General features: G+C 71.1%; 9 protein-coding genes. 3 read left to right on the forward strand and 6 right to left on the reverse strand.

Annotation, left to right across the window (positions count from 1 at the left end; all coding sequences use genetic code 11):
* Positions 1 to 114: 114 nt before the first annotated feature.
* Positions 115 to 1767, reverse strand: a complete 1653-nt coding sequence (gene ftsY / locus ACFVBH_RS09455) for a signal recognition particle-docking protein FtsY (RefSeq protein ID WP_379001022.1) — start codon at positions 1765 to 1767, stop codon at positions 115 to 117.
* A 215-nt stretch (positions 1768 to 1982) separates the two neighbouring features.
* Here ftsY and ACFVBH_RS09460 point away from each other — a divergent pair, with 215 nt between their 5' ends.
* A complete protein-coding gene (locus tag ACFVBH_RS09460) occupies positions 1983 to 2372 on the forward strand; it encodes a DUF2237 domain-containing protein (RefSeq protein WP_354987389.1) in 390 nt (129 codons plus the stop codon).
* A 54-nt stretch (positions 2373 to 2426) separates the two neighbouring features.
* Here the strand turns inward: ACFVBH_RS09460 and ACFVBH_RS09465 are convergent, their stop codons facing one another.
* Positions 2427 to 3527 carry an FAD-dependent monooxygenase gene (locus tag ACFVBH_RS09465; protein WP_379001023.1) on the reverse strand — a complete coding sequence of 367 codons (1101 nt, stop codon included), beginning with the start codon at positions 3525 to 3527 and terminating at the stop codon, positions 2427 to 2429.
* A gap of 95 nt (positions 3528 to 3622) precedes the next feature.
* On the opposite strand from ACFVBH_RS09465, the gene ACFVBH_RS09470 reads away from it, so the two are divergent.
* Positions 3623 to 4201 carry a TetR/AcrR family transcriptional regulator gene (locus ACFVBH_RS09470; protein WP_379001024.1) on the forward strand — a complete coding sequence of 193 codons (579 nt, stop codon included), beginning with the start codon at positions 3623 to 3625 and terminating at the stop codon, positions 4199 to 4201.
* 9 nt (positions 4202 to 4210) lie between these two features.
* Here the strand turns inward: ACFVBH_RS09470 and ACFVBH_RS09475 are convergent, their stop codons facing one another.
* Together ACFVBH_RS09475 and ACFVBH_RS09480 are read right to left on the reverse strand one after the other, a co-directional pair.
* Positions 4211 to 5116, reverse strand: a complete 906-nt coding sequence (locus ACFVBH_RS09475) for a hypothetical protein (RefSeq protein ID WP_354987386.1) — start codon at positions 5114 to 5116, stop codon at positions 4211 to 4213.
* Between the two features lie 108 nt (positions 5117 to 5224).
* Positions 5225 to 6274, reverse strand: a complete 1050-nt coding sequence (locus ACFVBH_RS09480) for a TetR/AcrR family transcriptional regulator (protein ID WP_379001025.1) — start codon at positions 6272 to 6274, stop codon at positions 5225 to 5227.
* A 104-nt stretch (positions 6275 to 6378) separates the two neighbouring features.
* On the opposite strand from ACFVBH_RS09480, the gene ACFVBH_RS09485 reads away from it, so the two are divergent.
* Positions 6379 to 7278 carry an NmrA family NAD(P)-binding protein gene (locus tag ACFVBH_RS09485; protein ID WP_379001026.1) on the forward strand — a complete coding sequence of 300 codons (900 nt, stop codon included), beginning with the start codon at positions 6379 to 6381 and terminating at the stop codon, positions 7276 to 7278.
* Positions 7279 to 7373: 95 nt separating this feature from the next.
* Here the strand turns inward: ACFVBH_RS09485 and ACFVBH_RS09490 are convergent, their stop codons facing one another.
* Both ACFVBH_RS09490 and smc read right to left on the reverse strand, forming a co-directional pair.
* Positions 7374 to 8036 carry an HAD family acid phosphatase gene (locus ACFVBH_RS09490; protein WP_354987382.1) on the reverse strand — a complete coding sequence of 221 codons (663 nt, stop codon included), beginning with the start codon at positions 8034 to 8036 and terminating at the stop codon, positions 7374 to 7376.
* 90 nt (positions 8037 to 8126) lie between these two features.
* Positions 8127 to 11735: a chromosome segregation protein SMC gene (smc, locus tag ACFVBH_RS09495; RefSeq protein WP_379001027.1), complete on the reverse strand. Its 3609-nt coding sequence runs from the start codon at positions 11733 to 11735 to the stop codon at positions 8127 to 8129.
* Positions 11736 to 12009: the final 274 nt, after the last annotated feature.

Raw genomic sequence — 12009 nt, forward strand, 5'->3', positions numbered from 1 at the left:
TAGGTGAACGGATGAGATTGCACTGTTGCGGTCAGGTTTCCAACGTCGCACCGCTGTTACGCGGGTGCTGTGAGGATGTCGGTGTTTCCCCTGATGCGCGTGGGTCCGGGCCGGTCAGCCCAGCAGCGCGTCGACGAAAGCCCCGGGTTCGAAGGGTGCGAGATCGTCCGCACCCTCGCCCAAACCGACCAGTTTGACCGGGACGCCGAGTTCATGTTGCACCTGGAAGACGATGCCGCCCTTGGCCGTACCGTCCAGCTTCGTCAGGGCAACACCGGTGATGTCGACGACCTCGGCGAAGACACGCGCCTGCATGAGCCCGTTCTGGCCCACCGTGGCGTCGAGCACCAGCAGCACCTCGTCCACGGCGGCCTTCTTCTCCACCACGCGCTTGACCTTGCCCAGCTCGTCCATGAGACCGGTCTTGGTGTGCAGGCGGCCCGCGGTGTCGACCAGGACCACGTCCACGCCGCGGTCGATGCCGGCGCTCACCGCGTCGAAGGCCACGGCGGCCGGATCGGCGGCCTCCTTGCCACGCACGGTCTCCGCGCCGACGCGCTCACCCCAGGTCTGCAGCTGATCGGCCGCGGCGGCGCGGAAGGTGTCGGCCGCGCCGAGCAGCACGCGGCGGCCGTCGGCCACCAGCACCCGCGCGAGTTTGCCGGTGGTGGTGGTCTTTCCGGTGCCGTTGACGCCGACCACCAGCAGCACCGACGGGTGATCGTCGTGCGGTAGGGCGCGAATGGAACGGTCCAGCTCGGGGCGCAGGGCCTCGATCAGCACCTGGCGCAGCACCGCGCGGGCGTCGTCGGCGGTGCGGACCGTGCTGCGGGCCATCTCCTCGCGCAGGCGCTGCACGATGGTGGCGGTGACCGCGGTACCCAGGTCGGCCATGACCAGGGTGTCCTCGATCTCCTCCCAGGAATCCTCGTCCAGGTCGCCGCCGCCGAGCAGGCCGAGCAGGGATTTGCCGACGGCGTTCTGCGAGCGGGACAGGCGCCCGCGCAGGCGGGTCAGGCGGCCCGCGGTGGGCTCGATCTCGGGGACGAGGATTTCCGGCTCGGGAACCGCCGGGGCGGTGGGAGCCGGTGCGGTGGGAGCCGCGGCTTCGGCGGGGGGTGCGACCTTGTCGAGGACCGCGGGTTCGGGGGCGGCGACCTCGGGCTGTGCGGGGGCGGACTGCTCGGGGGTGACCGGGGCCGCGGGCGTCGCGGGGGCTTCCGGTGCGGTGACGTCCGCGGGCGTGACGGCCGTGTCCGGCTGCGCGGCGGGCGCGGTCTCGGCGACCGAAGGCACGGTCTCCTCGACCGGGGGCGCAGTCTCGGCGGTCGCCGGTGCGGTGTCCTCGGCCACCGGTGCGGATTCGGCGGTCGCCGCGTCCTCGGGTGCGCGTTCGGGCCCCTGAACCGGTTCGGGCAGGCGAATGTCCTGGATCCCGCGGCGGCCGGAGTCGCGCGGCACGGCCGCGTCGTCGCCGATCTGGGGTTGCCCCTCGGTGTCGGTGCGCTCGACCCGCTCCGGTTCCGGGGTCGACCGCGGCAGCGGCTCGGGGGCGGGCTTCGGCAGGGTCGCCGTCCCGCCGCCTTGACTGAAACTGAATCCGGACGAGGCCGTATAGCCGCCCGACTTGTCGGTCAGCTCCGGTTTCGCCTCCTCGGCCGGGGTCAGCGAGATGCGCCGTCGTTTGGCGAGGACGAATCCCGAGACGAACGCCACCAGCAGGACCGCGGCGATAGCGGCGATGAGGATCCAGGCTTGTGCAGTCACGCCGTCATCCTCTCAGAGGGTTGGGTGTTGCCCGATTCACGCACCTACCGACGAGTTCACGGGGTGTGTCATCTAGCACACATCGGTACGCGGGCGCTATCGACACGCCGACAGACACGCCTTATGGCAAACCTACGACCGACCGGTCTGCTTGACAACGCACCACACTTCGGAAGGGGCGGCGAATGCGACACCGAGACAATAGGATCGGCGACGTGACCGATCGAAATGTGCTTGGGGGACCGCTGGAGGAGTGTGGCACCGATCCTCTCACCGGCTTTTACCGGGACGGCTGCTGCAGCACCGGGCCCGAAGATCTCGGCAGCCACACCGTCTGCACCGTGGTGACCGCTGAATTCCTGGATCACCAGAAGTCGATCGGCAACGACCTCGTGACGCCGCGCCCGGAGAACAATTTCCCGGGCCTGCAACCGGGTGATCGCTGGTGTGTGGTGGCGGTGCGCTGGCTGCACGCGCACGAGGACGGCGTGGCAGCGCCGGTCGTGCTGGCGGCCACCCATGAGAACGCCCTCGAGGTGGTGCCCATGGAGACGCTGCGCAAGTACGCCGTCGACGTGCCCAACGACGTCAGCGATCTGCTCTGAACCGCGGGCACCCACCAGCGCGAACACACCGGACAGCGGCGGGGGCGACGCCGATCATCGCGGGGAGAAGGCCCGGAGCGCTGTGTCGCGCACCGTGATTCCCGCCCGCGTCCCGGGTACCAGGAAGGTCGCGCCGAGCCGCGCCCTGCGGTGGACGGGTCCGGTCAGTGACCGGTGCCGTCGTTCGTAGCGGCCCAGCGCGCCCCCGGGATCCCCGGGCGCGCCGGTGAGTTCGTCCGCCAGCGTGCGGGCGGCGGCGATGGCGAGACTGGAACCGTCGCCGAAGAGCGAGACGCTCGAGGCCGCGTCGCCGAGCAGGGTCACGCGCCCGATCGACCAGTGCGGCAGGCGCACTCGGCTCACCGAGTCGAAGTACAGGTCGTCGGCGGTGCGCACCCGGTCGAGCACCTCGCCGAAGATTCCGGCGTTCCCGCCGAACGCGGAACGAATCAGGTCGCGGTGCCGATCGAGGTCGTGGTGGCCGAGGCCGGAAATGACCGGGCTCCGGAACATGAAGGCGGCCAGCGGACTTCCCCCGCCGGGGTGGACCGAGACGGCGCGGCCGGGTGAGTTGTACATCAGGACATCGCCGCCCGCACCGTAGGACCGGCCGGCGGGCACGGTCGCGACGTACATTCCCATGTGCCGCACCAGATCCCGTTCCGGCCCGAAGACCAGGCCGCGCACGGTCGAATGCAGGCCGTCCGCGCCGACCACGTAGTCGTAGGTCGCGGGCGCGCCGCGCTCGAAGGTGACCGTCACGCCCGAGTCGTCCTGCGTCAGAGCGGTGATCGAATCCCGCCGGCGCACCTCGGCGTGCTCGCGGGCCGCGCCGAGCAGGATGTCCGCCAGCCGGGCGCGCGGCACCTCGAGCGCACCGTCCCGGCCGCCGGTGCGGATCGAGGTTCGGGCGCGCCCGGCGGCATCGACGAAGACGAGTCGGTCGGCGCCCGTCGCCGCCGCGCGCAGCGCCGGCAGCAGGCCCATCTCCTCGACGACCGCGACGGCCGGCCCGCGCACATCGACCGGGTTTCCGCTCGAGCGCGTTCCGGCCGCGCGCTCGACCACCGTCACCCGGAAACCCGCACGCCCGAGTAGGTACGCCAGGGCCGACCCGCCGATGCCGGCGCCCGAGATCAGAACCGAAGTGCCCATGAGTATCAACCCCGTTCGATAAGTGGACGAATTTCGTCCACTTATCCGATGGTACGGTAACCGGAAGAATTTCGTCCACTTACGAATCGAGTGCCATGACCGAGCACTTGCGCGCCGACGCGCAGGGCAACCGGGATCAAATCCTGAGCGCGGCGCTGGCGGTGTTCCGCGAGCGCGGCACCGAGGTGCCCATGAAGGAGATCGCCGACCGGGCCGGGGTCGGGGTGGGCACGCTCTACCGCCGCTTCCCCGATCGCGACGCACTGGTCACCGCGGTCGCCGACGCGCATCTGCGGCGGCTGGCCGATATGGTCGCGACCGCCGGGCGCGAGGAGGCGACCGCCTGGCTCGGACTGGGCCGTTTCCTGCGCGAGTGCGCCGAGATGCGGCTCGGCGCACTGTCTTCGGCCATCGAACCGGCCGCGCATCGGGCGATCCAGCACGATCCGCGACTGACCGGGGTGCGCGACTCGATCGTCGGGCACATCACCGATTTGACCGAGCGGGCGCACCGCGACGGTGAGCTGCGCGCCGATGCCGGGCCCGGGGACATCGCGGTGCTGATGACCCTGCAGATCTACGTGCGCGACGCCGAGTCCTACGCGGATGCGGTGCGGCGGGTGCTGGCGGTGGTGCTGGACGGCCTTCGGCCGCCGGGGTATTCGGCGCGGTGACGCCCGGCGTCAGTGCACCGCGCAGGGCTCGGTGCCGGAACTCTTGCGGGGCAGGGACTTCGCGGTGGTGCGCAGTTCGGTGCGGATCGCGCGCAGGCGCGGTCTGGACGCGAAGGCGAGGCGGTCGATGCCGGCGTGCACCGGGGCTTCGAGCACCCGCATGAGCACGGCGACCGCGATCGTGCCGAAGAACAGCACCACCAGCGCGGTCCGCTCCCCCAGCAGCAGGAGCACGACGGCGGCCTGACCGCCGAAGACCACGGCGGTCGCGGCCGAGATCAGCAGGGAGTGCGCCATATCCGCGTACAGCTCCTCGTCCTCCTCGAAGGCGTCGAGCACCGCCACGCCCACGCCGAGCAGCACCAGGTCCACCGCCAGCGCGGCGAGCATGCCGCTGTGCGGCAGCACATTGAAGCCGAGCAGGATGAACGACGCGGTGAGCCCGAACATGAGCGCGCCGGCGGTGAACAGGCTCGCGACCGAACGGCGCGAGTCCTCGGCCCAGTCGCATTGGCGGCCGAGCACCGCCAGCATCGTGCCCAGCAACGCCATGATGGCCAGGGTGCCCAGCAGGTAGGCCGCGGGCATCAACCCGGCCGCGCCCGGCATCGCCGCGAAGCCGCAGATCGGCAGGAAGACCAGCCGCCAGAGCCGGTCCGCGCGCGCGGTCCAGCGCTCGGGCAGGAGCGTGATGAAGACGCCGCTCCAGGCCACCGCGGGCAGGCTCACCAGCACCACGTGTAATCCGTCGAACCAGGGTTCCCCGCCCACCAGCCGATCGGCGACAACCGCCGCCGCGTACGCGAGCAATCCGATTCCGGCCCGGCGTAACACCGGCTTCCGCGAATCGCGAGCCAAGAGATACCAACCGAGCCACCACGCGACGCCGAAAGCGATCGCCGACACCCAAACCACGCAGCGAAGCCTACTGCCGGACCGGGGCATTTCGGTCGCCTCCGCTGGTCACGAATTGGTATGCACATCAGTCACTTTCACGTGACGGGAAAGCGGATGTCCGGTGCGTCAGCAGTTTTCGAGCGAACGCCGGCGGCGGTGCGCTTTCTGCCTGCACGCCGGTGAGCAGTACCGTGCGGGACGCCCCGCGCCGCCCGCGGGCAGGGGTGCGACGCAGATCGGGCAGTGCCGAGTTTCGTTACGCACCCCTGTTTCGTTACGTGGCCGGACGCGAGTTTCGGGTTTCGTGACGTCGGCTCCGGGACGCGGCCGCATGGTCTCGAGCACCAGGGCCGCGCCCCGCGCCAGGGTGCGCCGACCGGGCGAGAGGTGCTGGATGGCAACGCATCCGGTGAACAGGGCCAGCACGTCCTCGAGGGTGAGGTCGGGACGGACGGCCCGGCGCGCGTGCGCGTTGGCCAGCAGGGTGCTCAGCGCGGCGTGGAACCGCTCCCCCGCCTGCCGCAGCAGCGGGCTCGGCCAGCCGTCCTTGGCGGTGACGTCGCACAGCGCCTGGTTACCCGGGGTCGAGACCACCACTTCGGTGCAGAACGCGAAGAACGCGCTCCCCGGATCCGCCGCGTCCCGAGAACCGATGGCCAGGGCGGTGAGCCGGTCGATCCGCTGCTGCAGTACGGCTTCGAGCAGTTCGGCCTTCGCCGGAAAATGCCGATGCACGGTCCCCGCACCCACCCCGGCCCGCCGCGCGATCTCGGCCAGCGACACCTCCACCCCGTCGGTGGCGAACGCCCGCTGCGCGGCCGCCAGCACCAGCGCCCGGTTACGCCGCGCGTCGGCCCTGGTGTTGGCGCCGGCCCCCGCGCCACCGGCCCCCGCGTCCGGACGGGCGGACACCGCCGCACCCGGACCGCGATCGGTCCCCGCGCTGCGGCGGGCACCGGAACTGCTGCCGGAGCCGGGACCGCCGCCGAGCCCGGAAACCGGTGTCCCCGAGCCGTAACCGGGGCGGGTCCGTTGCCGCGGGTCGGCCTCGAGGTCGGCCCGTGCGCCGGGCGCGGAGCGGGTGGACAGGCCGTAGGGATCGTGGCCGACATCGCGGGACGCGGACGCACGCGGGGCGGAAGCGGAGCCGGGCGGGGAGGCGGGGTGGGCGGTCATTTCGTTACGGGCTCTCGTCGCGGGGGTGGGCGGGGGCGTCGGGGCGGACGTAGCGTCCGAATACGGGTTGCTCGACCCGAATACTAACCAGGAGACGCGACTTCATGTCTGTTCAGCACGATCCGATCCTCATCACCGGGGCCACCGGCCAGCAGGGTGGAGCGACAGCCCGACATTTGCTGCATATCGGAATTCCGGTGCGCGCGCTGGTGCGTGACCCGGACGCGCCCGCGGCGCGCGCACTCGCCACGGCGGGCGCGGAACTGGCCGTCGGCGACTTCGACGACCCGGCCACCCTCGCCCCCGCGCTCGCGGGAGTGCGGGCGGCGCTGCTCGTGCCACCCGCCACATTCACCGCGGGCGGCTGGGACACCGACCTGGAGGCGGGACGCGGTGAAGCATTCGTCGCGGCCGCGCAATCCGCCGGTCTCGACCACCTCGTGTTCACCGGCGTCGCCGGATTGAAGGAGGAGGGCCCGTGGGGCGCGCACGGCAAGCGGCGCATCGAAGACGCACTGCGCGCCAGCGGATTGCGGTGGACCATTCTGCGCCCGGTGCGCTTCATGGAGAACTACCTGCTGCGGAACTCGCCGGTGGACGGCCTCACCGACGACGGGGTGCACCGGCACCTGTTCGTGGCCGACGCCCCGCTGCAGACGATCGCCCTGGCCGACGTGGGCGCGGTCGCGGTGCTGGCCCTCACCGATCCGGACCGATTCCACGGCCGCGTCCTGGAACTGGCCGGTGACGACCTCACTCCGGACGCGGCGGCCGCCCGCATCACCGAAAGCACCGGGCACACCGTCAGATACGAGGAGGTCACCGAGGCCGAGGCGCGCGCGATCGGCCCCGAGGTGACCAATGTCTGGCTCACCGCGCACGAGGGCAAGGGCTGGCACGCCGACATCGCCGCGGTGCGCGAAATCCACCCGGGCCTGCGCACTTTCGACGACTGGCTGACCGAAACCGGTGCGGCGCTGGTGAAGGCGCGCCTGGCGGGCTGACCCGGAGGTCCGCGCCCGATGCGCCCCGGGGATGAAATCCCCGGGGCGTCGGCACTATTCGGCACGGGCTCCCGCGTTCGCCGCGGGCACCGGGCTCAGTTCAGCGCGCCGTCGTAATCCGGCAGCTTGAAGGTGCGTTCGGCGTGCCCGCCCGCCAGGTCCGAGGCGCTGTTGCCGATGTTGGCCACGATCGTGTAGCCCTTGGACTCGATGTCGATGCGGCTGGCGGTCTTGTACGCCTCCAGCCCGGCCGAACCGGCCGAAAGCGTCTGCGGCTGGGTGCCGTACAGCCGCTCCACGGTGTAGCCGACCGCCTGCAGATTGGCCTGGGTGTAGATGCCCATGAGCGCGGGCCGCCCGGTCACGAAGATCAGCGCGGCCCCCTGGGACTTCGCCCACTGGGCCAGGGCCAGCATCGGCGGGATGGCCGGGGTGATGGGCGCGGCGTTGTAGGTGGTCTCGAGCGTGGTGTTGTCGATGTCGAAGACGATGGCGGGCTTGCCCGCGGCGGGCAGCCGGGTGCTCAGGTACGCCTGCGCCTCGTTGGCCACCACGGTGACGTCCGCGATCCACTGGGCGTAGCTGGGTTTGGTGCCGCCGTTGCCCGACAGCGAGGACGAGCCCGTGCCACCGGACAGCGACGACGATCCGGCGCCACCCGACAGCGACGAGGAACCCGTGTCGGCCAGCGCCGCGGGGACCGGAACAGCAAGGGCGGCTGCGACACCGAGGGCGATACCTGCAATAGAACGCTTCATGGTCACCGGACAGTATTCGCCGTCCCAGTGGTGGGTGATCATGTTTCAGATACCCGCACTGTCGGGTATTTCACTCCCGTTCAGCGGGATTCAGGTTGCCGCCCCGACCAGGTTCTCCCCGCGCATGCGCTGCGAGATGACCTGCGTGATGCCGTCACCGCGCATGCTGACCCCGTAGAGCGCGTCCGCGATCTCCATGGTCGGCTTCTGGTGGGTGATCACGATGAGCTGGCTCTTCTCCCGCAACTGTTCGAAGAGTGTAATCAGCCGGCGCAGGTTGGTGTCGTCGAGCGCCGCCTCGACCTCGTCCATGACGTAGAACGGGGACGGCCGCGACCGGAAGATGGCCACCAGCAGCGCCACCGCGGTCAGCGACTTCTCACCGCCGGACAGCAGCGAGAGCCGCTTGACCTTCTTGCCCGGCGGCCGGGCCTCGACCTCGATGCCGGTGGTGAGCATATTGGCGGGATCGGTCAGCAGCAGCCTGCCCTCGCCGCCGGGGAAGAGCTTGGCGAAGACGCCGACGAACTCGCGCTCCACGTCCTCCCATGCCTCGGTGAAGACCTGCAGGATGCGGGCGTCGACCTCGGCCACCACGTCCAGCAGATCCTGGCGCGCCTTCTTGACGTCCTCGAGCTGGGTGGCCAGGAAGTTGTACCGCTCCTCCAGGGCCGCGAACTCCTCCAGCGCGAGGGGATTGACCTTGCCCAGGGTGACCAGGTCCTTCTCCGCGCGCTTGGCCCGGCGTTCCTGGGTGGGCCGGTCGAACGGCATGGGCTGCGGTTCGGTGACCGCCTCGCCGCGTTCGCGGGCCTGCTCGTACTCGATCATCTCGATGGCCGAGGGCGGGGTGAGGGTGTCCGGGCCGTACTCGCCGATGAGATCGTCCAGTGCCAGCGAGAACTGTTCGGAGATGGTGGTTTCCAGCTGTTCGATGCGCAGCGCGGCCTGGGCGCGCGCGACCTCGTCGCGGTGCACGGTGTCGGTGAGCTGGGCGAGCTGGGTGGTGAGCGCGCGGGCGCGCTCCTTGGTCTGATCCACCTGCGCGGCGAATTCGGTACGGCGGCGCACCAATTCGTCGCGGCGGGCGGCGGCCTCGGCCACCACCTTCTCGAGCTGGGCGGCGATCCGCTCGGCGGAGTCGGCGACCACGGCGGCGACCTCGGCGGCGCGGGTGCGGGCGGCGTGCTGGCGTTCGGCCCGCGCCCGGTTCTCGCGTTCGGCGCGCGCGGCCCGGCGCAGGCCGTCGGCCTTGCCGCGCACCGATTCCGCGCGTTCCTCGGCGGTGCGCACGCTCAGGCGGGCCTCCACTTCCATGGTGCGGGCCTCGGCGAGAGCGGCGGCCGCTTCCTCCCGGGCGTAGCCCGCGGTCTCGGTGCCCGCGGATTCACTACCCAGCTCGGACTGCTCGTCCTCGGCGTGCCGCAGCCGCGACTCGAGTTCCTCGAGCTTGGCGAGGGTCTCGGTGCGTCCGGCCTCGGTCTCGGCGCGCTGGGCGATGAGCCGCTCGCATTCGCGCTGTGCGGTGCGCGCGGTCTGCCCGAGCCGGCCGAGCCGGTCGTAGATGGCGACCAGGTTCTGATCGGACTCGTGCAGCGCCAGCAGCGCGTGCTCGACCGCGTCCTTGCGGTCGGTCTGTTCGGCGAGCGCACCCGCGAGGGTGGCCTCGAGTTCCTCGGCGGTGCGCTGCCAGGTGGCGAGTTCGCCGGTGGCGGCGTCGATCTCGGCCTGGATCTCGAGCTGACTCGGCGCTCGATCGGAGCCGCCGAGCACCCAGCCCGCGCCGGTGAGGTCGCCGTCGCGGGTCACCACGCGCAGTTCGGGACGGGCGCGCAGCACCTGTTCGGCGGCGTCGAGATCCGCGGCGACGGCGATGCCGGTGGTGAGCGCGGTGATGGCGCCGCGCATGTGGTCCGGGCAGTCCACGACCTCGGCCAGCCAGCGCGCCGCACCCGGCAGTTCGCCGTGTGCGCGCGAGTCCGGTGCCGCGGCGCCGGCGTACACCAGCGCGGCGCGTCCGCCGTCGGCCTCCTTGAGCGCGTGCACCGCCGCGTGCGCGGACGGTCCGGTGTCGGCGGCCACCGCGTCGGCGAGCGGCCCGAGTGCCGCCGCGACGGCGGCTTCGAACCCGCCGTGCACGCGCAGCAGGCCCGAGAGCGGCCCGAGCAGCCCGTCGGAGCGATGTTCGAGCAGCCACGCCGCGCCGTCCCGCCGGGCCAAGCCCATGGTGAGCGCCTCGATGCGCGCGGACAGCGAGGCCACGCGCTTGCCCGCCTCGCGATCACGCTCGCGCAGTTCGTCGACTCGTTCGTCGGCCAGTTTCAACGCTTCGGCCGCGTGTTCGTACTGGGCGTCCAGTCCGGCCTCGCCGGCGTCGAGTTCGCCCAATTCCTCCTGGACGGACTCGAATTCGGTGTCGGCGGTCGCGCCGCGCTGGCGGGCCTCGGCGATGGAGGCCGAGATGCGGGTGATCTCGCCGTCCACCGATTGCGCACGCGACCGTAGCGTGTCGACCTGACCGGAGAGCCGGGCCAGTCCCTCGCGGCGATCGGCGATGGCGCGCACGGCCGCCAGGTGCGCCTGTTCGGCGGCCTTGGCCGCCTGTTCCCGCTCGTACAGCGCCTCGCGCGCGGATTCCAGCGTCTCGGTGGCGATCTCGACCGCCGCGAGCAGTTCGGCTTCCTCGAGTTCGACGCGTTCGGCCTCGCGCTCGAGCTGATCGGGGTCGCGCCCGGCGCCGGTGGGCTGCTCGATGGCGAGGTTGCGCGCGCGGTCGCGCGCGATACGGATGGTCGCGTTGACGCGTTCGGCCAGCGCCGAGAGCTGGAACCAGGTCTGCGCCGCGGCCTCGGCGCCGGGGGTGAGCCGCGACAGCTCGAATTCCTGCTGGGCGAGTGCGGCGTTGGCGGCGTCGAGTTCGGCGTGGACGGTGACCTGCTGCTCGCGCGCGTAGGACTCCTTGCTCTGCTGGCTCTCCAGTTCGCGGCGGCGGCTCACCAGATCGTCGGCGGCCAGGCGCAGGCGTGAGTCGCGCAATTCGGACTGCACGGTCGCCGCGCGCCGGGCCACCTCGGCCTGGCGGCCCAGCGGCTTGAGCTGGCGGCGCAGTTCGGTGGTGAGGTCGGTCAGGCGCGCGAGGTTCGCCTGCATGGCGTCCAGCTTGCGGACCGCCTTCTCCTTGCGGCGGCGGTGCTTGAGGACGCCCGCGGCTTCCTCGATGAACGCGCGCCGGTCCTCGGGCCGCGATTCCAGGATCGCCGAGAGCTGGCCCTGCCCGACGATGACGTGCATCTCCCGGCCGATGCCGGAGTCGCTGAGCAGTTCCTGCACGTCCATCAGTCGGCAGGTGCTGCCGTTGATCTCGTACTCGCCCGCGCCGTCGCGGAACATGCGCCGGGTGATGGAGACCTCGGAGTAGTCGATCGGCAGCACGCCGTCCGAGTTGTCGATGGTCAACGTCACTTCCGCGCGCCCGAGTGGCGCACGTCCCGCCGTCCCGGCAAAGATGACGTCCTGCATCTTCCCGCCGCGCAGCGCCTTGGCCCCCTGCTCACCCATGACCCAGGTCAGGGCGTCCACGACATTCGATTTGCCGGAGCCGTTGGGGCCGACCACGCAGGTGATGCCGGGTTCGAACCGCAGCGTCGTCGCGGACGCGAAGGACTTGAAACCCTTCAGCGTCAGACTCTTCAGATGCACAGCCGCCCAGGCTACCCGCTCGATCGCGATTGCCCCGAGTATGCCGGGAACGCGTCCGGTTCTCCGCCCGGCGGTTCGGCCGACACTCGGCCCGCGGGGCCAATTCGTCGGATCATTGAAAGATCAGGTAGCCTCGTGGCGTTGCAACTTTTGGTTCTCACAGACTTCAGTACGCGCCTGCTGACCATGACGCAGGCGCGCATTTGTGTTTCCAGTGATTCCATGGGGAATCATTACAGCGACATCAGATCCGCAAAGTGTGGATCGCACCAAA

This window comes from Nocardia sp. NPDC057668, assembly GCF_042799795.1.
Taxonomy (GTDB): domain Bacteria; phylum Actinomycetota; class Actinomycetes; order Mycobacteriales; family Mycobacteriaceae; genus Nocardia.

What these genes read in the sequence shown, in the direction of transcription:
- ACFVBH_RS09470 (WP_379001024.1), top strand. Translation starts at nt 3,623, where the DNA reads ATGACCGAGCACTTGCGCGCCGACGCGCAGGGCAACCGGGATCAAATC.
- ACFVBH_RS09485 (WP_379001026.1), top strand. Translation starts at nt 6,379, where the DNA reads ATGTCTGTTCAGCACGATCCGATCCTCATCACCGGGGCCACCGGCCAG.
- ACFVBH_RS09465 (WP_379001023.1), bottom strand. Translation starts at nt 3,527, where the DNA reads ATGGGCACTTCGGTTCTGATCTCGGGCGCCGGCATCGGCGGGTCGGCC.
- ACFVBH_RS09490 (WP_354987382.1), bottom strand. Translation starts at nt 8,036, where the DNA reads ATGAAGCGTTCTATTGCAGGTATCGCCCTCGGTGTCGCAGCCGCCCTT.
- ACFVBH_RS09480 (WP_379001025.1), bottom strand. Translation starts at nt 6,274, where the DNA reads ATGACCGCCCACCCCGCCTCCCCGCCCGGCTCCGCTTCCGCCCCGCGT.